General features: G+C 38.7%; 14 protein-coding genes. 13 read left to right on the top strand and 1 reads right to left on the bottom strand.

The features are described 5' to 3' along the window. Window positions 1-51: 51 nt before the first annotated feature. Window positions 52-1458, top strand: coding sequence for a dihydrolipoyl dehydrogenase (gene lpdA, locus ACOKFG_RS12590; RefSeq protein WP_299485600.1), 1407 nt, complete (start codon window positions 52-54; stop codon window positions 1456-1458). Window positions 1459-1478: 20 nt separating this feature from the next. On the opposite strand, the gene ACOKFG_RS12585 is transcribed toward lpdA, so the two are convergent. Next, window positions 1479-2675: a heparan-alpha-glucosaminide N-acetyltransferase domain-containing protein gene (locus ACOKFG_RS12585; protein ID WP_298790063.1), complete on the bottom strand. Its 1197-nt coding sequence runs from the start codon at window positions 2673-2675 to the stop codon at window positions 1479-1481. Between the two features lie 134 nt (window positions 2676-2809). On the opposite strand from ACOKFG_RS12585, the gene ACOKFG_RS12580 reads away from it, so the two are divergent. The 12 genes from ACOKFG_RS12580 (at window position 2810) to ACOKFG_RS12525 (ending at window position 22253) form a co-directional block, all read left to right on the top strand. Next, window positions 2810-3346 (top strand): NAD(P)H-dependent oxidoreductase, encoded by a 537-nt coding sequence (locus ACOKFG_RS12580; RefSeq protein ID WP_298790061.1) that lies wholly within the window; start codon window positions 2810-2812, stop codon window positions 3344-3346. Window positions 3347-3352: 6 nt separating this feature from the next. Further along, window positions 3353-4654, top strand: a complete 1302-nt coding sequence (locus ACOKFG_RS12575) for a chorismate-binding protein (RefSeq protein WP_298790059.1) — start codon at window positions 3353-3355, stop codon at window positions 4652-4654. Between the two features lie 22 nt (window positions 4655-4676). Next, window positions 4677-5984 carry a tRNA lysidine(34) synthetase TilS gene (gene tilS / locus ACOKFG_RS12570; protein ID WP_298790057.1) on the top strand — a complete coding sequence of 436 codons (1308 nt, stop codon included), beginning with the start codon at window positions 4677-4679 and terminating at the stop codon, window positions 5982-5984. Further along, a complete protein-coding gene (locus ACOKFG_RS12565) occupies window positions 5981-7957 on the top strand; it encodes a thioredoxin family protein (RefSeq protein WP_298790055.1) in 1977 nt (658 codons plus the stop codon). Before tilS ends, ACOKFG_RS12565 begins: the two co-directional genes overlap by 4 nt. A gap of 240 nt (window positions 7958-8197) precedes the next feature. After that, entirely contained in the window at window positions 8198-8944 is a 747-nt protein-coding gene (locus ACOKFG_RS12560; protein WP_298790053.1) for a hypothetical protein, read from the top strand. A gap of 6 nt (window positions 8945-8950) precedes the next feature. Continuing rightward, the gene (locus ACOKFG_RS12555) at window positions 8951-11731 is read left to right on the top strand and encodes a carboxypeptidase-like regulatory domain-containing protein (protein ID WP_422861391.1); all 2781 of its coding nucleotides are present in this window, start codon (window positions 8951-8953) and stop codon (window positions 11729-11731) included. Window positions 11732-11734: 3 nt separating this feature from the next. Beyond that, window positions 11735-12973: a DUF4249 domain-containing protein gene (locus ACOKFG_RS12550; protein ID WP_299485594.1), complete on the top strand. Its 1239-nt coding sequence runs from the start codon at window positions 11735-11737 to the stop codon at window positions 12971-12973. 11 nt (window positions 12974-12984) lie between these two features. Continuing rightward, window positions 12985-14748, top strand: coding sequence for a hypothetical protein (locus tag ACOKFG_RS12545; protein WP_422861390.1), 1764 nt, complete (start codon window positions 12985-12987; stop codon window positions 14746-14748). A gap of 128 nt (window positions 14749-14876) precedes the next feature. Next, window positions 14877-17273 (top strand): penicillin acylase family protein, encoded by a 2397-nt coding sequence (locus tag ACOKFG_RS12540; protein WP_298790045.1) that lies wholly within the window; start codon window positions 14877-14879, stop codon window positions 17271-17273. Window positions 17274-17508: 235 nt separating this feature from the next. Then, on the top strand, window positions 17509-18261 hold the full coding sequence (locus ACOKFG_RS12535) for a hypothetical protein (protein WP_298790043.1): 753 nt from the start codon (window positions 17509-17511) through the stop codon (window positions 18259-18261). Next, the gene (locus ACOKFG_RS12530; RefSeq protein WP_298790041.1) at window positions 18258-21026 is read left to right on the top strand and encodes a carboxypeptidase-like regulatory domain-containing protein; all 2769 of its coding nucleotides are present in this window, start codon (window positions 18258-18260) and stop codon (window positions 21024-21026) included. Before ACOKFG_RS12535 ends, ACOKFG_RS12530 begins: the two co-directional genes overlap by 4 nt. Before the next feature lie 3 nt (window positions 21027-21029). After that, complete coding sequence (locus tag ACOKFG_RS12525) at window positions 21030-22253, top strand: DUF4249 domain-containing protein (protein WP_298790039.1); 1224 nt, start codon at window positions 21030-21032, stop codon at window positions 22251-22253. Window positions 22254-22262: the final 9 nt, after the last annotated feature.

Genomic DNA, 22262 nt, shown 5'->3' with positions numbered 1-22262 from the left:
TGTTATTTTTGTTCTAATTATCGAACAAAATAATAGCTCTAAAATTCAAATATGAATCAATATGATGTAGCCGTCATCGGCTCTGGACCTGGAGGATATGTAGCGGCAATTCGTTGCGCACAGTTAGGAATGAAAACTGCAATAATTGAAAAATACGGCACCTTAGGGGGCACTTGTTTGAATGTTGGTTGTATTCCTTCCAAAGCGTTGTTGGATTCTTCCCATCATTATGAAGATGCGGTTAAGCATTTTGAAGAGCATGGAATTGATATTCCCGGAGAGGTGAAGGTGAATTTGGAACAAATGATCAATAGGAAGCAGGGCGTAGTTGATCAGACAACCAAAGGAATCCAGTTTTTGATGGATAAAAATAAAATTGACGTTTATCAAGGGGTAGGTAGTTTTAAGGATGCTACTCATGTCAATATCACAAATGAAAAAGGGAAAACCGAAACCATAGGGGCCAAACACTCTATTATAGCAACTGGGTCAAAACCATCTACGTTGCCTTTTATCAAAATTGACAAAGAACGAATCATAACCTCAACCGAAGCGTTGAAACTTAAAGAGGTACCCAAACACATGATCGTAATTGGTGGAGGAGTTATTGGTTTGGAACTTGGTCAAGTATATAAGCGTATTGGCGCCGAGGTCACTGTGGTCGAGTTTATGGACCGAATTATACCTGGCATGGATGGCGGACTTTCTAAGGAGTTGATGCGATCTTTGAAGAAGCAAAAGATAAAATTCAACTTATCCCATAAAGTGAAATCTGTGGAGCGTGTAGGTGATGAAGTTGTTGTTAAAGCGGATGATAAGAAAGGACAAGAAGTTGTTTTTAAGGGCGATTATTGTTTGGTTTCTGTTGGAAGAAGACCTTACACTGATGGATTAAATGTGGAAGCGGCCGGCGTACAAATAGATGATAGAGGTAGGGTAGAGGTAAACGAACACTTGCAGACCAATGTTTCCAATATCTATGCTATCGGTGATGTTGTAAAAGGAGCAATGTTAGCCCATAAAGCCGAAGAAGAAGGTACTATGGTTGCTGAATTACTTGCCGGACAAAAACCACATATCAACTATAACCTAATCCCCGGAGTGGTTTACACCTGGCCAGAGGTAGCAGCTGTTGGAAAAACAGAAGAACAACTCAAAGAAGAGGGAGTTGCCTATAAAGTAGGTCAATTTCCAATGCGCGCATTAGGAAGAGCAAGAGCAAGTATGGACATTGATGGCTTTGTAAAAATACTTGCGGACCAAACTACAGATGAAGTACTTGGAGTACATATGATAGGAGCGCGTTGTGCTGACTTAATCACGGAAGGTGTAACTGCAATGGAGTTTAGAGCATCTGCTGAAGACATAGCCCGTATGAGTCATGCGCATCCAACTTATGCAGAGGCTGTCAAAGAGGCTGCATTGGCCGCCACTGAAGACAGACCCATACATATCTAATATTTTTGATGGAAAGAGGTTTAACTTCGTACTGTTCTAAGAAACTTGCGAAGCAGAACCTTAGCTTTTACGGAGAGTTCTCTTAAAATAGGAGAGGATATTCTTTTTAACTCCAGAGTTTGATTTTTAATGAATCCAAGCATCTGGATACCATGTGCTTTAATTTCAGTTTCACGTTTATTGTAGCTTAACGCCAAGAAAGTACAGGAGAACATAAATGCAATAGCTCCAAGGATTACAACTGCAGGTCCAAGTGAATGGTTGAAAAAGCGATATAATCCCAAACCGGTAAAACTTCCATAGAGAATAATAAAGTGAATAACGTAAATAGATAACGTGCTTGCACCGATTTTCAAAACAGTTTTATTGGTCATGAACTGACGAAATAACATAAAAATGGCAAAGGCCATAAATACATCTCCCAAGCGGATAAAAAGATAATTATTGTTTTCTATCATTTTAAACAATTCCACACCGCTAAGTCTATAAAGATTTATAAAACCCAAGGAGGAAAAATAAATCAAGATAAACCCTATCACCGCTGCAGTTGAAATTGCTACAGGGTACAAATACCGATAGTCTTTAAATCTTGTGAATAGAATCGAGATAAAACCACCGATGGTAGCATATCCCAGCCAAGGAATTATAGTGAAGACAGATCCGTTCGCTTTGGTAAAATAATTGGCCAGAGCATCAGGCAATAATGCAAAAGACCACTGCTTATAAATCGGTTCAAACAAGAATAACAACAAGGTAATCCCCAATAGTATGGTGGGAAAGACGTAACTTTTTCTTTTTGAAGCAAAGAGGTAAACCCCAATCACAACCAAAATGGAAAGTCCAATACAGTGCAACACATCCACCAAATAGAAGGAGTCATAAATGTCACCGCTAAATAAACCGAAAACGTTCATGCGAAGCAGATACCCAATCAGCAGAAGCTGCAGTCCACGCCGAACACCTTTTTTAACTCTTGGATTTTCCAATCCCTTTTGAGGCCCTCGTATTAACAGATAGGTAAAGATAAACCCAGAGACCGTAAAGAAAACAGGGGCAGTAATTCCCCTAAAGTAAAGCCAGACATTGAATACGTTATTATCCGTATCTCGGAAAACCGGATCCAGCAGCCCATCTATAAAGTGACCTTGGAGCATCATTAAAATGGCCCATGCCCTCATGGCATCAATAAAGAACAATCTGGTGGTATTTGAACTCATCTTTAACAAAAATGAATATCCTATATACTTGTTTGACCGTAAGTTTGGATGTTCTGTGGGGCAAAATTAGCCAAAATACTCGCATGTAATGCCCAATTAAGGTATTTTAGCGAAACAATCAAAGTTTTTCCCTTATGGCTGCAATTTTGGCATTGGCAGGAAGTAATTCTTCAAAATCCATCAATTACCAACTAGTAAGACATACCACATCTTTTATGCAAGAGCATGAAATACAGTTGATTGACATGTCTAAATACCCTTTTCCAATGTATAGTGAGGATGAGGAAAAGCAAAATGGATACTCAAATTCATTAGTGGAGCTAAGAGATGATATTAAAAGAGCCGAAGCAGTGATTCTGTCAGTGAATGAGCACAACAGTAATCCATCAGCATATTTTAAAAATGTTTTGGATTGGTTATCTCGCTTGGACCGCAGTTTTCTTGAGGAAACCAAAGTGTTATTGATGTCCTGTTCGCCTGGTAAAAGAGGGGGGATAGGAGCGCTTGGCGTTGTAGAAAATATGTTGCCAAGGTTTGGAGCGGAAATCATAGCCACATTTTCACTCCCATCGTTCCATCAAAATTTTGACACTGAAAAAGGGATTGTTGATTCTGCCTTAGAAAGCCAGTATCAAGAAGCATTGCAATTGCTTTTTCAATCCTTAAAATAATAGACATTGCGCAGGCATCGTTCTTTCCAGATTTCATCACTTTCTAAATGGAAAGAGGCTTTGTTGGAATGGTCAAAAAGTAATAGTATTATTGCTTGGATGGATAGTAATGACCATCAAGATAAATACAGTTCCTATGATTGTATTTTGGCTATTTCTGAACAGACCGATAAGTCTAAAAAAACACTCAAAAGTACCGATGATGTGCAAAATTTCATCGATAAAGAGAAGGATTGGCTGTTCGGATACTTTTCATACGATCTAAAAAATGAAATAGAGGAATTGGAATCCAACAATTTTGATGGACTCAATTTCCCTGAACTTTTCTTCTTTCAACCTGATAAAATAATTTTGATCAGGGAGGGAAAAATTGACTTTTTGTATTTAAAGGAATTTGAAGCGGAAATTGAAAAGGACTTTGGAAAAATTGCTGCTTTGTCCGATACAACAAATCCGAGATTTGGCGAACCGCAATCCATCCGTATTAAAATGCGAATACACAAGGATGCATACTTTGAAAAAGCCCATAACTTCCTTGCACACATTCACCGGGGAGACATTTATGAAGCCAATTTCTGTCAAGAGTTTTATGCGCAGAACACGACTATTGACCCTTTGGAGACCTATAAGAATCTCAACAGAATCTCAAAACCTCCATTTGCCTCCTATTTAAGAATAGATGATAAATTCTTATTATGTGCTTCTCCAGAACGATATTTAAAAAAACAGGGACCGACTATAATCTCTCAACCCATTAAAGGAACTGCTGCCCGCGGAGAAAACACCTTGCAGGATGAAAAACTTAAACAACAATTGGGACAGGATGAAAAGGAAAGGGCGGAGAACATCATGATTACCGATCTTGTACGTAACGACCTTTCCAAGAGTGCATTGAAGGGTAGTGTAGAGGTTGATGAATTATGCAAGGTCTACTCCTTTAACCAGGTGCATCAAATGATATCAACGGTGAAAGCTAAGGTGTCCGGTTCCAAAAAGCCATTGGAATTGATAAAAGAAACCTTCCCGATGGGAAGTATGACCGGAGCGCCTAAAATTTCGGCAATGAAGATTATTGAGGAATTGGAAGAAACCAAACGTGGATTATATAGTGGTACGGTTGGTTATTTTGACCCAGCTGGCAATTTTGACTTTAATGTTGTCATAAGAAGCATATTATACAATGACAGTCATAAATATGTGTCTTTTTCGGTAGGCAGTGCGATTACTTCAAGGTCAGTACCGGAAAATGAATATCAGGAATGCTTGCTCAAGGCCAAGGCCATGCGAAGTGTTTTAGAAGGTACCTAAGCTTAATTGTTACTTTTGCAAAATGCTGACAGAGTTCAACAACCATATCGAAAAAAAACATTCCTTCCTCAAAAAAGGAAAGCTATTGTTGGCATGCAGCGGAGGAGTGGACAGCATTGTGCTTGCGCATTTATGTGTAAGGTCAGCACTAAATGTCACTTTAGCGCATTGTAATTTCAATCTAAGAGGGTCCGAGAGTGATGGAGATGAAACTTTTGTGAAAAAACTAGGTTCAGAATTAAAAATTCCAACCATCACTAAGTCTTTCGATACCAAAAACTATATTCTAAAAAATGGAGGGTCCGTGCAAATGGCAGCTAGAGCACTTCGATACCAATGGTTTGAAGAATTGAAAGCTTCTGAGGGTTTCGATTTTATATTAACAGCCCATCATTTAGATGATAAACTCGAAACTTTTTTAATTAATCTATCTAGAGGTACCGGAATTGATGGCTTAACTGGAATCCCAGAGCAAAACAAAAGGGTCATTAGGCCTCTTCTTGCTTTCTCTAGAGTCCAAATTTTAGCTTATGCAAAGGCTGAGGAACTTGCATGGAGGGAGGACAGCAGCAATCAGGACAGCAAATATTTGCGCAATAAGGTCAGACATGAAATTGTACCTAGATTAAAAGAGATGCACCCTTCCTTCTTGGATAATTTCAATCAGACTGAAAACTTTCTGAATCAAACCAGCACCCTGGTTGAGAATTATATCAACCAGGTAAGAACCGATTTGTTTGAAATAAAAGGGGACCTTGTAAAGATTAAGCTTGATAAGCTACTAAAACTTCAGCCTATAGAAGCCTACCTATACAAACTTTTCCAATCCTACGGCTTTACGGATTGGAGTGGTATACAAGACCTTTTAACTTCTATGAGTGGCAAAGAAGTCGTATCAAAAACCCATAAACTCCTAAAAGACAGAGATTATTTAATACTTTCCGAAACGGAAAACGAAAAACAAGATTTCTTTATAATTGAAGAGGGTATTGAGGTAATACAAAATCCAATTAGCCTAAAACTTGAAAAAGCTGAAGCTGTCCAGAAAAGTCCTAAAAATGTTGTTTTTTTCGATAAGGAAAAGTTAAACTATCCGTTAATGTTAAGAAGATGGGAAAAAGGCGACTATTTTTACCCTTATGGAATGCTAGGGAAAAAGAAGCTGTCCAAGTACTTTAAGGACGAAAAGATAAACTTGTTTTCCAAAGAAAAACAATGGTTGTTATGTTCCAACAATGAAATTGTTTGGGTAGTGGGTATGAGGTCTGATAATCGATTTAAGGTAGATGACACTACCGAGAATATTTTAAAAGTTACACTTTCAGTATGAGGTCTTTGTCTTTTTTATTTGGTTTCTTTTTGTCCATTGTTCCGCTATTGGGTCAATCCGAAGAAAATCCAGCAATTTGGAGCCATGAAGTTCAGAAACTTTCTGAATCCGAGTATGAATTGGTCTTCAAGGGGAAAATTCAAGACGGATGGCATGTATATTCCCAGTATACGGCGGAAGGTGGGTCCTTACCTAGTGAGTTTACTTTTGAGAAGGCAGGGGAGGATTACGAGCTACTTGGTAAAACAACAGAGAGTGAAACCATTAAAGAGTACAGCGATATTTTTGAGGTAGAAGAAACCTTCTTTAAACACGAAGCTGTTTTTGTCCAAAAAATTAAACTACTCAATCCAAGTGTTAAGCAGATAACCGTAAACCTGTTCTATCAAATATGCAAGGAAGTTTGTATTCCAATGGACGAATTTTTCCAGATTTCGTTGGATGGAAGCGCCTTTGTGGAAACCGCAAAAGAGCTTGACTCCAATAGCATAGCTTTAGGACAATCGTTAAAAATCGACTTAAAAAATAAGGAGTTACTCAATCAAGGAGGACTGAAAGAGACCAATGGAAAATCTGGACTATGGATGATTTTTGGGCTAGGATTTCTAGGCGGACTCATTGCACTATTAACGCCCTGCGTGTTCCCAATGATTCCGTTGACCGTATCTTTTTTTACCAAACAATCACAGAATAGATCTAAGGGAGTAGTCAATGCCATCTTGTATGGATTCTTTATTGTATTGATTTATTTTCTGTTGAGTCTTCCTTTTCATTTGTTCGATTCAGTAGATTCACAAATTTTAAATACCATAGCCACCAACATCTGGTTGAACATATTCTTTTTTCTGATTTTTGTGTTTTTCGCCTTTTCCTTTTTTGGATATTATGAACTCACTTTACCAAGTTCTTGGGCCAATAAAATGGACGAAGCCTCAACCAAAGTTGGCGGCGGTTTGGGCATATTCTTTATGGCGCTGACCTTGGCAATTGTGTCATTTTCCTGTACAGGACCAATTTTAGGAGGATTATTGGGAAGTACCACCCTGGCCGAAGGTGATGTTGCTATAAACCTTTCAGCAGGAATGGTTGGTTTTGGGCTCGCATTAGCCTTGCCTTTTGCACTATTTGCGTTGTTTCCAACTTGGCTAAACTCATTGCCTAAATCTGGAGGATGGATGACCACAGTCAAAGTTGTTCTTGGCTTTTTAGAGCTGGCCTTGGCTTTTAAGTTTCTTTCCAATGCAGATTTAGTGGGTAACTGGGGAATATTCAAAAGGGAAATCTTTTTGGGAATTTGGATTGTACTTTTTGTTTTGACGGCATTGTATCTATTCGGATTATTTAGGTTCCCACACGATGGCCCAAAGCAAAAATTGTCGAATGGACGAAAATTTGTCGGCGTATTAACCATTGCATTTTCAACATACCTTATTTTGGGTGTACTCAATATTACTAGTCTCAAATTGTTGAGCGGATTTCCACCACCAGATTTTTACAGCATAGCTGAAACTGAGAGTGACTGTCCGTTAGGTTTGGATTGTTTCAAGGATTTTGATGAAGGTGTTGCATATGCCCAAGAGGTTAATAAACCTATTCTTTTGGATTTTACTGGATGGGCATGTCAAAACTGCCGTAGGATGGAGGAAAATGTATGGAGTGATTCAAAGGTTTATCCTTTAATTCGCGATGAATATGTATTGATTTCGCTGTATGTGGATGATAGAAAAGAACTCCCTGAAAATCAAAGGTTCGACTTCCAGTACGCCTCCGGCCGTATAAAAACCATTGAGACTATCGGACAAAAATGGGGTACGTTCCAGACCATAAATTTTAATGCAGCTTCACAACCGTATTATGTGCTACTTTCTCCAAACCTTGAGATTTTGAACGACGCTGTGCAGTATGTTGATATCGAAACCTACGAGCGATGGCTCATTTCAGGTTTGGAAAAATATCAGCTTTCCATGAGATAGTCCTAAGATGGGACCTTCAAAGTGCCAGAAAATAATTTTTTTCTTTTTTGAATAGAATTATCTAAAAATTTGATTTCGAAATAGTTAAGTTCGGCAGGCCTTCAATTGATAACAGTAATGAAACTAAATATTGATTTTTAAAAGGAAATGATAGTATTGCCCTTAAGATAAGTTATGGCAATTTGTTATCTTTAAACTGTTTTGTAGCTAATAATTTTTCAACCCCTCAAAAAGAGATTTATGAGAGGCAACATTATTGGCTGTCGACTTTACTTTTTTATATCCCTTTCCAACGTTTTCTTCGCCTTTGGGCAAACTTCCACTAACAATGATGTTACTTATCAATGGTTTGATCAGATTGTAGGTATAGAAAACACTGCACTTGTAAACGGTATTGAGTACGAGGAAGAGCACCGCGCAATAAATGATAAAACAAAGTTTTTCAAATCCAAAGATTTTTTAAATGGAACTGTAACCTATAAGAACCAATCTTATTTTGGATTGCAGTTGAAGTATGATCTATACGAAAGCAATGTATTGGTAAGACTTCCCAATAGAATTGGCGGCACTACCTTAAAACTGATTAAGGATGAAGTACAGGACTTTACTATCGATGGACATGCTTTTGGGGTTATTTCAGATAGAGATAATAACGGCGCCAGTTTTTCTGGTTTTTATGAAAAACTATTTAAAGGAGAATATTTAGGGCTGTATACCAAATACAAAAAAAATGCTGTTGAACGTACGGACAAAAAAAGTCTGTATTACGAGTTTATTGAGGGAGAAAGCGAACATCTAATTCAATATCAGACGAAGTTTTATCGGATAGAGGGTAAAAAAGATCTAGTCGAACTTTTCCCGGAATTTAAAAGTGAAATAACAGCGCATTATAAAAGGAATAAGACCAAGAAGAAAAGAAGAGCAGGATTTTTTATGTCAAGTTTGGTCAATCTAATTGATAACAGGCTAATAGCTTCTAAAAAATAAATGGGGATGAAGAAGTATTTAGTAATGACCCTTTTCTTGACTCAAGCATTGATGGCCCAACAGGGGAGCGAAAAAATATCCCTATCGTTCGAGAACAAAAAAATGGAAGATGTTTTACTGGATCTAGAGCAGATTTCCAGCTTCAGGTTTTATTATGTTCAATCATGGCTTAAAGACGAACCGCTTTCTGGAGATTACAATCAACAGACCATTGATGAGATACTGACTTCTCTTTTCCGGGATACCGAAATCAATTACTACGTCTTCGATGACGGTAAAGTAATACTTACCCGTAATAATGCCATTTACGATAAAGTACCCGACTTTTTTTTACAAGATATAGCTCTTAAGGATTCAACTGCAATTGAAAGACCAGTCGAAAAAGAATCCACATACAATGCGCCAATTTTTTATAAGGAACAGGGAGTGGCAACAGAAGGTCCTATTGGGACCATACGGATTGGAAGGGAAGATAATGATCGGGGAAAGCAAAACTATCTTCTTTCTGGTTATGCCCGCAACAGCAAAACAGGAAGGCCCATTGAGGATTTGGCCCTTGTACATTTAGGGTCCGAAAATGGTACTTCCACCAATGCCGAGGGTTTCTATGAAATCAGTCTTCCTGCAGGTCCAAATTTAGTGGAGGCAAGGGCGCTTGGCATCCAAACCTCCCAATATAGGGTGATTATGTATAATGATGGTGAGTTAAACCTGGAATTGAACGAAAGCTTGGAAGCGCTACAGGAAGTTGTTGTTGAAGGAAATAAAATAAGCAATGTGAGACAACCGATCACGGGAATTACCCAAATTGATGTGGAAGAAATAAAAACCATACCACTTGTACTTGGTGAAAGAGATATTTTAAAAGTGGCATTGACACTTCCGGGAATTTCGAATGCCGGTGAAGGTGCCGCAGGGTACAATGTGAGGGGAGGCAGAACAGATCAGAATTTATTTTTGTTGGACAATGCGGTAATATACAATCCAGCGCATTTTTTCGGTCTTTTTTCGGCCCTCAATCCATTTACTACGGGGGGTGTAACCATTTACAAGGGCAATATACCGTCAGAGTACGGAGGTAGACTTTCCTCAGTATTCGATGTAACCACAAAAAATGGAAATACCGAAAAATTTGCAGGTGAAGTATCCATAGGTCCTGTAACTGGCAATATCACATTGGAAACTCCCATTGTTAAGGAGAAGTCCTCTTTTTTGATTGGGGCTCGGGGCACATATTCTGATTGGATATTAAGATCTCTTGACACTGAAGAATTACGAAATAGCTCAGCTTCTTTTTATGACGTTATTGGTAAGTACAGCCACAAGATAGATCAGAATAACGATTTGGAGGTCACCGGATATTACAGTCGAGATAACTTCAGCATCACTTCAGATTCCATTTTCAACTTTAGCAACAGATTGGTCTCATTAAAGTGGGACCATACGTTTAAAAATGAAAAAAATGTGGCAAGTTTAATAGCTTCCAATAGCGCATATAGATTCAATATTGAATTTGATGGTGATGCCAATGGGGATTTTGATTTGGGCTATCAGATAAACGAAACAGAACTGAAGCTGAGAATGAAATCCATTTTTGGAGAAGACCATATCGTGAACTATGGGCTTTCTGGAAAACTATATCAAGTGGAACCAGGTAATGTGGACCCTCTAAATCCCGAATCTAATATAGCTTCATTGCAGATTCCGAAAGAACGGGGATTGGAGGCTGCCATATTTTTATCGGACACCTATACCATAAGCGAGAAATTTGCCTTGGATGTGGGGTTAAGGTATTCTTTTTATGCCGCTCTAGGTGCATCTTCCCAGCGGGTGTATGAGGACAACGCTCCTAGAGATGATGGGACACTTGTTGAAGTCAGGGAATTTGATACCAATGAATTTATAGAAACTTATGGTGGGCCGGAAGCAAGATTTTCAGCAAGATATTCTATAACTCCCGATTTTTCCATTAAAGTGGGGTTCAACAATACCTATCAATATATTCATACACTGTCTAACAACACAACGGCCTCACCGACCGATACATGGAAACTGTCAGACCTTAACATTGAACCGCAACAAGCTTATCAAGTTTCTCTAGGTCTATTTAAGAATTTCAATGATGGTATGTACGAAGTAAGTTTAGAGAGCTACTATAAGCGTTCAAACAACATTCTTGATTATAAAACAGGTGCGCAATTACTACTAAATGAAACTATTGAGACTGACATTCTCCAGGGTGATGGAAGAGCCTATGGTTTGGAGTTTTTAGTGCGAAAACTTACGGGTAGATTAAATGGGTGGTTGGGATATACCTATGCAAGGTCTTTCGTAAGGTTGGATAGCGATTTTAATCAAGAAAGGATTAATGGAGGGGATTATTTTCCATCCAACTTTGATAAACCGCACGATTTTAGTTTAGTTGCCAACTACAAGTTCACCAAACGTTTTAGTGGTTCGGCAAATTTTGTCTATCAGACTGGTCGACCTGTCACGTTTCCCATTGGAACTTTCGAGTTTAACAATGCTGATTTTGTTGCTTTCAGCGAACGGAACAAGTTCAGGATACCGGATTTTTATCGATTAGACCTCAGTTTTAATATGGAGGGAAACCATAAGATAAAAAAGTTTGCCCATAGTTTTTGGAACTTTTCAATCTACAATGTTTTAGGAAGAAACAACCCGTATTCGGTGTTTTTTGTCACGGAAGATGGGGAAATAAAGGCTTTTCAAAGCTCCATTTTTTCAATTCCGATTCCAACTATAACCTACAATTTCAAGTTTTAGAAAATGACTCCAAAAATTAGCTTCATATTGCCAATTAAGAAAACCTTAGGGTTTTCAGTGCTTCTTTTACTATTGAGTGGCTGTGTAGAGGAGTTTATACCCGAGACGAAGAACTTCGAGTCGATTTTGGTTGTTGAGGCTACTTTGACCAATGAACTTAAACAACAAGAAATCTTTTTGAGCAGAACACGCACATTTGAAGACATTCTGCCTAATAAGGAGGAAAATGCCGATGTAAGGGTCACAGATGACTCCCAGAACGAGTTTGTTTTCACGGAAACCCAGCCAGGTAAGTATGTTTCTGATGTTTCATTTGAAGCTGTTTCTGGAAGCTCCTACCAACTAGAGATAACCACAAGTAACGGACGGGGCTATGTTTCAAGCCCTGTATTAATGGGTCAATCCATAGAAATGCAAGATGTGTACGCGGAGAGAATTACCAACCAGAATAACAACGAAGGAATGGCCATATTCGTGGACAGTTTCGACCCTACCGGAAATTCACGGTATTACCGCTATGAGTACGAGGAGACCTACAGGGTCATTGCACCAGACTGGATATCCAGTGATTTGGAAGGAGTGCCCATTCCACCTTTTCGCCTCGAACAGGATTGCAATGTTAGAATCAGTTCAGAACCCAGGAGCCCTGACAAACGGATTTGCTATCCCACTGATTTCCCAAATAATGTAATTATCACAACTACCAAAAATTTTGATGAAGATCGTGTACAGCGATTCCCTGTGCGATTTATTAATAGGGATAACTATATTATCTCACATCGTTATTCCGTCCTCGTCAGACAATATGTAATTTCCCCTGAGGCCTATGACTTTTTCCAAACTTTGCAGGATTTCTCTGAAACGGAAAGCGTTTTTTCGGATACGCAACCTGGGCAGTTATTCAATAATATAACTTCCATAGCTGATGTTGATGAACCAGTTCTGGGCTATTTTGAAGTTGCATCGGTAAACGAACGAAGAATATTCTTTAACTACGATGATTTTTTTCCAGGAGAGGCTCTTCCCCCATACGCTGACCCTTGCAATAGGGTTGCTCCTCCTCTGCAGGACATGGAGACTGATTGCGTTTTAAGGCCTTTAATAGAAGCGGAGACATTCTTATATCTTCAAGAAAATTTTGAACCAGTTAATATAGAGGGACCCTTCATAGTAGTGCCCAGAGTATGTGGGGACTGTACTGTTTTGGGCACAAATGAACTCCCTGAATTTTGGATTGAGTAAGTTTTTAGATTATGCTGAGAATTAGAACCATTTTTATTTTTTTTCTTGTTGGAATTATTCATGTCTCCAAAGGGCAAACGGACCTAAATAATAACAGTCTCTTAGATAGCTACAAGGACATTTCGCAAGAAAAAGTCTTCATTCACTATAATACCTCTTCTGCTGTGGTTGGGGAGAATATTTACTACAAGGTCTATTGTTTGGAAGAAAAGACAAATAAATTAAGCAACTTAAGCAAGATAGCCTATGTAGAATTGGTCGGCGCCAATAATCAAACAGTGTTTAAGCATAAAATAAAGCTGGAATCCGGGCTTGGAGACGGGGATTTTTTCATTCCGGCCGAGGTATCTTCCGGACACTATAAAATTATAGGCTATACCAGATGGATGCTCAATAAAGATCAAGATTCCTTCTTTCAAGGTGATATTACCGTAATCAACCCCTACCAGACCAATCAGGATAACATTCTTATCATTCCCAATGATTCTGCAGCTGTCAAATCCAATAGTAAGGATGGCCTGTTATCGGAATCTATAAAAAACGAATATGTCTTGTTTGAGACTGATTCTAAAACGTATGGTAAAAGGACTCCAGTTTCGCTGAAGTTGAAAAGTATTTTGGGTGAAAAAGGCAAGACTAATTTTTCCATTTCTGTGCGGAAAACTGATATGTCCCAAAATTTCGAAGTAGCGCGTGCAGATGGTTTTCTCAATGCCTACAAATCAAATGAACCCAATAACAACAAAACTATTTTTTTACCTGAACTGCGAGGTGAACTTTTTAAGGGCAAAGTGCTCGACAAAGAAAGTAAGCTTCCCCTACATTCAAAACAAGTTGCATTGTCTTCCATTGGGGACAACTTCCAGCTTTCGGTTTCTGACACTAATAACTATGGGGTTTTTTATTTTAATCTGGAAGAAGAAAATCCCGAAAATGAGGTGATAGTGCAAGTTTTAGGGGAAGGTAGGAGTAATTGTATGCTTCAAATGGATACTGAGGAATATATTGATTATGATCAGCTTTCCTTTGAAAAAGTGGAAATCATGTCAAAATCACTGGATGCCATCTTTAAAAGAAGTATCCATAATCAGTTTGAAAACGCCTACAGCGAAATGAGAGCGGATTCCACAATTGTCAGGGAACAGAACTTACCTTTTTACACGAACCTGTCGAAGTTGTATAATTTGGATGACTATACTCGATTTCCCACAATAGCAGAAACCATTGTGGAAATAGTGGATAATGCATGGATTGAGAAAAACAAGAATGGAGAGCCCATTTTTAAAGTGAAGGACTTCGGGCCTTATCTTGATTTGGTCACCTTACCCTTGGTCATTGTTGATGGGGCAATGGTTCAAAACCATAATGAACTTGTGGATTACGATGCAAGAAAAATACAAAGCATAGGATTGTACACAGACAAATTCAGAATTGGCCCTGAAGTCTTTCAAGGGGCGCTACTTTTTGAAACCATAAGCGAAGATTTCAGCATTTCTTCCGATGGTGACTATATCATGAAGAAAAAACTGCTTCGTCCGTTACCTCAAAAAAAGTACTACAAGCAGAGCTACCAAGCTGATTTAAGAACAAAGTATGAACGTATCCCGGATTTTCGAAGCCAGTTACTTTGGGTGCCTGATATTTCACTTACAGATGAAGAAATCACCCTTGAATTTTACACTAGTGATGTTTCAGGAACCTATAGGATTTCTTTAGAAGGATTTACGGAGAGCGGACGCCCCATTTCAATTATGAAAACCATTGAGGTAGAGTAGCGGTTTTTTAAATCTTACCTGATTCACTTTCTATGAATCAATGGTAGCTCTTGGACAGAAGAATTTCTCGCTTTTTGGAAAATAGTTTAACTTAGATTAACTATTTACAATTAACCAAAACCCCCACAGTGAAAAAACTTAAGAAAGTACTTCTTGTACTTGCCGGTCTGCTCATTCTCGTTATTCTTGGTTTTATGCTCTTTATTCAAAGTCTTAAACCGGATTATAATGGTGAAAAAGTTATGCCTGGCTTGGAAGACAAGGTGAACGTGTATTTTGATAACTATGGTATCCCGCATATCTATGCCCAATCTGAACCAGATGCTTTAAGAGCTTTGGGTTATGTGCATGCTCAGGATAGACTATGGCAAATGGAGTTGCTGCGCAGATTGGCAAAAGGACGTCTTTCAGAAGTTTTTGGTAAAGACTTAATTGAAACGGATAAGTTTTTTCTTTCGTTGGGAATCGACGAGCATACTGCCAAAACTGTATCTAATCTGGATTCAGAAAGTGAAATGGTCATTTTATCCGAGGCCTATCTGGATGGGGTAAATAAATTTATTGAAGAGGGTCCCACCCCGGTTGAATTCTACCTAACTGGATTGGAGAAGGAGCCCTTTGCTATCGATGATATTTATAATGTGGTTGGGTATATGGCCTTTAGTTTTGCCATGGCCCATAAAACAGACCCTTTACTAACTGAAATTAGGGATGAGCTAGGAGAGGAGTATATCTCAAATTTGGCAGTTGATTCTGATTCCTCAACAATCTGGATTAAGAATTATAAAAACGTTGCGGCTGATACGCTTGGAAATCAACTTGCTCTCAACCTTAAGAAGGTTTTAAATAAGTTGCCTGTACCCATGTTTGAAGGTAGCAATAGCTGGGTCTTGGCACCAGAAAAAACAAAAAACGGAAAGGTAATCCTGGCCAATGACCCACATATCGGCTTTGCGCAACCATCCGTATGGTATGAAGCGCACGTGAATACACCAGAATACGAAAAATATGGGTATCACTTGGCCGGTGTTCCATTTCCTTTGTTGGGGCATGATAGAAATTTGGCATATGGACTTACCATGTTCGAGAATGATGACATCGATTTTTACTATGAAGAAACCCATCCGACCGATAGCACAAAATATAAGACCGAAGACGGTTGGAAGGATTATGAAGTCATAACAAAAGATATTAAGGTCAAGGATGGAGAAAGCATTTCTTTTTCTTACAAGAAAACGAGACACGGTCCTGTTTTAAATAATATTGCAAAACAGATAAAAGGGGAACGTCCGATGGCGATGTCATGGATATATACCAAACTTGATAACGAGGTTATGGATGCGCTTTATGGTTTAAGCCATTCCAAAAATATTGATGAGTTTAAAAACGCATTGCCAAAAATACATGCTCCGGGTCTTAACGTAATGTATGGTGACGCAGAAGGAAATGTGGCATGGTGGGCTACGGCTAAACTATATCAGATGCCTGATAGCCTTTCGACCAAATTTGTTTTGGATGGTACTACTGGAGAAAATGAACCTATTAGATACCTCGATTTTTCAGAAAACCCAAGTGCTACTAATCCGCCATGGAATTATGTTTATTCTGCTAATAATCAACCAGATTCAATAGCGGGAAGGATATACCCTGGGTATTATTTACCAGAAAACAGAGCGAAAAGAATTGTGGAATTACTTGATGATAAGAATGATTGGGATCGTGAGTCAACTTCAAAGATGATTTTAGATGTCACCTCGTCAGTGAACCCGGATTTGATTACCGAACTCATCAAACTTCTGGATGTGTCGAGTCTAAGCGATGAACAGCTTGTTCAAGTTGATGCCCTTAAAAATTGGGATGGAAATTATACTTTGGACAGTACCAATCCTACATTGTTTCATAGGTGTGAATATTATATGCTTAAAAATACCATGGAAGATGAGCTGGGAGCTGAGCGATTTGAGCAGCTATTGGCCACCCATATGTTGAAAAGGCAAATTGCTTGGGGCGCTAAGATGAAAGAAGGAGAATGGTGGGACAATGTCCACACGGCGGACATCGTGGAAACCCGAGACCAGATTGTACTGAAATCGTTTGCAGATGCCTGGATTTCCCTGATTGCAGACTTTGGGGAAGATCCATCACAATGGACTTGGGATAAAGTACATACTCTTGAACATAAGCATCCAATAGGACAAGTCGAAAGTTTACGAGAATTCTTCAATGTTGGCCCATTTCCAGTTAATGGAACAAGAGAGGTAATCAATAACATGGCGTTTCCATACGATAGCACCGGGTTTTATAATGTGAATTCTGGACCTTCCACTCGAAGGGTCATTGATTTTTCCGACATCGAAAATAGTATCAGCATACTTCCAACGGGACAATCGGGAAATCCTTTTAGCGAACATTACGAAGACCAGGCTGAGATGTTCATTAATGGGGAGTTTAGGAAAATGATGATGAACAAACAAGAGATCCAGGAGAACGCTGGTTCTGCTTTGGTTTTTAAACCGAAAAAGTAGTCAATAATAACTTTTTAAGGCATTTGACGTTGGAATCCTTCCTTCCTAAGGAAGTAAACAGGCAATTATATAGTCCTAAATTTTCATTTTCTTCTATTTTATATCATAATAATTAACTGATAGTTAATGTTCTGATCATTTTGGGTCAATTTCATGGAATTGGTCATTATTAATAGTATATTGGATTCAGCTAATTCATTTAATCAATAAACACCTTTAATACGACCAATCAATTATGTTAAACTTTTTTAAGGCTGCACTAACGCCTCTGGTGTCGTTGGCAGTAATTTCTGTGTCTTACGGGCAGGACCAGGCACAGATATCGTACTACAATTCTTTTGATAACAATGTAGGCATAGAGAACACAGGCCTGTATCAAGGAGTAATTTATACGGATAAATACCGTACCATAAACGAAAATACCCAGTTCTTTCAGACAAGGGAATTTCAGGATGGAAGTGTTTGTTATGATGGACAGTGCTATTATGACCTTGAATTGAGGTACGATGTTTATGAAGACGAGGTGCTTCTCCGATTAGCGAACAATGTGGGTGGTGGAACGCTCAGATTGATAAAGGATTATGTTGAAAGCTTTGAGATTGATGGTCATAATTTTGTTAAGATCCTTCCTGCAGATGCCCCTTTACTTGGCACATATGGATTTTATGAAGTGGCTTTGGAAAGTGCAAGTTTTACCTTGTACATCAAGTATGCCAAGAAAAATTTTGATAGAAAAGATAGGAAGTCTATCTACTATGAATTTCTCGATGGACCTAGTGAAAATGTCTTGTATTATAATGGAGATTTCACAATCATTAGGTCCAAAAAGGATATAGTTTCCTTGTTTCCTGACCTTAAAAGAGAGATTGACAAATTTTACAACGTGGCTAGAGGACTGCGAAAATCAAATCCCGATGGTTTTCGAATTAGCCTTATGAAGCGCATTGAAATACTCCTATCCCAAAAAGCAAACCAATCAGAAAAATGAAAAAAGTTTTCACATTAGCCATGCTTCTTGTAAGCATGCAATTTGTTGTGGCGCAAGAGATTCCAAGAATCTCGGTCTCATTCACCAATACGGACGTTTCCACTGCACTTCGCGAGATTGAAAGTAAAACCGATTACAAATTCTATTATTTGGAATCTTGGTTAGAAGACATAAAGGTAACTGGAAGTTTTCAGGATATGCAAGTAAGTCTTATCCTAGATGATTTGTTCAAGAATACCATTTTGAACTTTTACATTTCTGATGACAACAAGGTTTTCCTATTGCAGAACAATCAAATCTATGATAGTTTGCCCGATGACTTTTTTGGAAAAGAAGAGCAACTCACGGAAGATGAACCCGGGTATGAAGATCTGCAAGATTACGGACCACTCTTTGTAAACACCGATGACGGTTCCAATAGAGGGATGCTGGTTGTAAAGATTGGTAAAGAAAACCGCAACAATCGCAGAAGAACATTCACTTTAAATGGGAAAGTAGTCAATTCCGATAACGGAAAACCGATTCCCGATTTGGCAATCATAGTACAGGGCAAGGATATTGGAACATCTACCAATGCCAGTGGAAATTACAGTTTAGAACTTCCAGTTGGCGAGAATATTATCCAGACTAGGGGGCTAGGAATTCAAGATTCAAGAACTAAGGTGATTTTGTATAATGATGGAACCTATAATTTCCAACTCAACGAAAGTTTCGAGGTACTGGATGAGGTAATTGTTCAAGGAAACTTGGACCGAAATGTCGAAACTGCACTAACCGGGGTAACATTGATTGAAGTGGAAAAGATTAAGAATATCCCATTGGTATTAGGGGAAAGGGATATTTTAAAAGCTGCAATCACCCTTCCAGGTATTACCACGGCCGGTGAAGGCGCAGCAGGTTATAATGTACGGGGAGGTCGAACAGACCAAAACCTGATATTGTTGGATAATGGAGTGATCTACAATCCGGCTCACTTCTTTGGCATTTTCTCGGCGATAAACCCCTTTAGTACAGGTTCTGCTGAAATTTACAAAGGACATGTTCCAGCTGAGTTTGGAGGAAGGCTTTCTTCGGTTTTTGATATAACCACGAAGGATGGAAATACCGAAAAGTTTTCAGGAGAAGCTTCAATAGGACCTGTTACCAGTAACATTGTGTTGGAAACTCCAATTGTAAAGGATAAATCCGCATTACTAGTTGGCGGAAGGGCTACTTATTCAGATTGGATACTTAGAGCCTTGGACGATGAACAATTGAACAATAGTACAGCTTCCTTTTTTGATGTTGTTGCCAAGTACAATCATACCATAAACGATAAAAATGAAATCAAGGCCACCGGGTATTTCAGTAGGGATGAATTTAGTATTACCTCTGATTCAATATTCGATTATAGCAACAGGTTGGTTTCGTTGAAATGGGACCATAAGTTTAGTGAGAAAACAACAGGTAGCCTTATCCTCTCTAATAGCGAATACAAATTTGGTATTGAATTCGATGGCGAATCAAATGATGATTTTGATTTAGGCTATAAGAATAGCGAGACAGAATTCAAGATCAAGATGAAATACTTACATAGTGATAAACACAAGTTCGACTATGGTATTTCCAGCAAACTTTATATTGTAAACCCTGGTGACATTGTTCCCTTGGGGAACGCTTCAGACGTTTCTGCTTTAACCATTCCCGAAGAAAGAGGTCTGGAATCCGCGGTTTTTCTGTCAGACAGTTATGAGGTCAATGATAAATTATTGATTGATATTGGATTGCGATATTCTTTCTATGCCGCATTGGGTGCTTCCCAACAACGCATTTATCAGGATAATGCACCCAGAAACAATGGTACTTTTGTGGAAACCCAAGATTTTGATAAAAATGAAGTTATTGAAACCTATGGGGGACCTGAGTTAAGGTTTTCTGCTCGATACTTTTTAGCTCCAGATTTTTCAGTGAAGGCAAGCTTAAACAATGCGTACCAATACATTCATACACTTTCCAATAACACTACCGTGTCACCAACGGACACCTGGAAACTATCCGACTTGAACATTGAACCCCAGGAGGCATACCAGGCTTCTCTCGGCTTTTATAAGAACTTCGAAGGCAACAAATACGAGCTGAGTTTAGAAGGATATTATAAGCAACAGAAAAACCTTCTAGATTATAAAGTAGGAGCACAGTTGTTATTAAATGAGGCAATTGAAACTGAAGTTTTGCAGGGAGATGGAAAAGCTTATGGAGTAGAATTCCTATTGAAGAAAAATGAAGGAAAACTAAATGGATGGCTTGGGTATACCTATTCAAGATCGTTTGTGAAACTGGATAGCGAATTTAATGAGGAACGCGTCAATAATGGCGAGTTCTTTCCGTCCAACTTTGACAAACCCCATGACATAAGTGTCGTGGCCAACTATAAGTTCACTCGCAGGTTTAGTGCTTCTGCCAATTTTGTGTATCAAACCGGAAGACCGGTGACGTTTCCAATTGGAAGTTTTGCTTTTAACAATTCAGAGTTTGTGTTTTATAGTGATAGGAACAAATTCCGAATCCCGGATTATTATCGATTGGATTTAAGTTTTAATATGGAGGGTAACCACAAAATCAAAAAATTCGCTCATAGTTTTTGGAGTTTTTCCATATACAATGTACTGGGAAGAAACAACCCGTACTCGGTATTTTTTGTGACGCAGGATGGAGACATAAAGGCATTTCAAAGCTCCATATTTTCTATTCCGGTCCCGACAATCACGTATAACTTCAAGTTTTAATAAGTGAGGCTGCAAAGGAAATATCAATTCATATTCATAATCATCGCATCGTTGATGCTTTGCCTTGGTTGTGTGGAGGAATTTGAGCCTAAAATCAATGACTTTGCGGATTTTCTCGTTGTGGAAGCAACTATAAGCAATGAAATGAAACATCAAACAATATATCTGAACCGGACCTTTACGTTTGAAGATGAAACTGCTGCCCCTGAGACCAACGCTCAGGTTAGGGTGATTGATGATGCCAGTAACGAATACGCTTTTAGTGAATCTTCGCCAGGCACTTACACTTCCTTGGTACCCTTTCAGGCACAGGCCAATATGAACTATCAATTAAAAATTGCCATGAGCAATGGTAGTACCTATAGTTCAGATAATACTAGTTTGCCTACCGGTTCAGCTTTAGATAGTCTTTATGCCGAGCGTATTGTAACCGATACCGGGGAAGAAGGCATGGGTATTTTTATTGACAATTTTGATGATCAAGGCCAAGCTAAAAATTATAGATACGAATATGTGGAGACCTATAAAGTTGTAGCCCCAGATTGGAATGCCATTGGACTCGAAAATATCCCTCAACCTGTTTGTCCGCGAACCGTTAAGGTCGATCGTACACGAGATGAGAGAATATGTTACGGAACTAGGGTTTCCAATGAAATAATATTGGCCAGCACTGAAAGCTTTGATGAGAACAGACTTTCAAAATTTATGGTTCGATTTGTGAACAGAGATAACTATGTTTTATCTCATCGATATAGCATTTTGGTACGGCAGCACGTACAGTCCAATGATGCATTCTCGTTTTACGATAGATTAAAAGAATTTTCAAGTTCCGAAAGTATATTTTCCGAAACCCAACCAGGATTTTTAGAGGGCAATCTGCATTCAGATACGGCCAGAGAGAATAATGTTCTTGGGTATTTCAACGTGACGTCAGTTTCGGAGAAAAGAATCTTTTTTGACTATGATGATTTTTTTCCAGGTGAGGAACTTCCGCCTTATGCGGACCCTTGCCAAAGATCAAAACCGAAAGTAGCCGCTGGACATGGGCCGGAACCCAGATGTATTTTGGCCTCTTTAGTAGATCTTGATTTAATACGATATGTCGTGGATAATGAAGACTATATAGGTCCGCAATCGGATGGGGGACCTTTTTATGTGGTTCCTAGAGTCTGTGGGGATTGCACTGTTTTGGGAGAAACAAAAGTACCAGAGTTTTGGATAGAATAGGAAACATGA

The organism is Flagellimonas rhodophyticola (assembly GCF_049332665.1).
Classification (GTDB): domain Bacteria; phylum Bacteroidota; class Bacteroidia; order Flavobacteriales; family Flavobacteriaceae; genus Flagellimonas.
This window is presented reverse-complemented; position numbering and strand designations above follow the sequence as displayed.

Excerpts from the sequence above, each read along its gene's own strand:
- lpdA (WP_299485600.1), top strand. The coding sequence starts at position 52 with ATGAATCAATATGATGTAGCCGTCATCGGCTCTGGACCTGGAGGATAT.
- ACOKFG_RS12585 (WP_298790063.1), bottom strand. The coding sequence starts at position 2,675 with ATGAGTTCAAATACCACCAGATTGTTCTTTATTGATGCCATGAGGGCA.
- ACOKFG_RS12580 (WP_298790061.1), top strand. The coding sequence starts at position 2,810 with ATGGCTGCAATTTTGGCATTGGCAGGAAGTAATTCTTCAAAATCCATC.
- tilS (WP_298790057.1), top strand. The coding sequence starts at position 4,677 with ATGCTGACAGAGTTCAACAACCATATCGAAAAAAAACATTCCTTCCTC.
- ACOKFG_RS12565 (WP_298790055.1), top strand. The coding sequence starts at position 5,981 with ATGAGGTCTTTGTCTTTTTTATTTGGTTTCTTTTTGTCCATTGTTCCG.
- ACOKFG_RS12560 (WP_298790053.1), top strand. The coding sequence starts at position 8,198 with ATGAGAGGCAACATTATTGGCTGTCGACTTTACTTTTTTATATCCCTT.
- ACOKFG_RS12555 (WP_422861391.1), top strand. The coding sequence starts at position 8,951 with ATGAAGAAGTATTTAGTAATGACCCTTTTCTTGACTCAAGCATTGATG.
- ACOKFG_RS12550 (WP_299485594.1), top strand. The coding sequence starts at position 11,735 with ATGACTCCAAAAATTAGCTTCATATTGCCAATTAAGAAAACCTTAGGG.
- ACOKFG_RS12545 (WP_422861390.1), top strand. The coding sequence starts at position 12,985 with ATGCTGAGAATTAGAACCATTTTTATTTTTTTTCTTGTTGGAATTATT.
- ACOKFG_RS12535 (WP_298790043.1), top strand. The coding sequence starts at position 17,509 with ATGTTAAACTTTTTTAAGGCTGCACTAACGCCTCTGGTGTCGTTGGCA.
- ACOKFG_RS12530 (WP_298790041.1), top strand. The coding sequence starts at position 18,258 with ATGAAAAAAGTTTTCACATTAGCCATGCTTCTTGTAAGCATGCAATTT.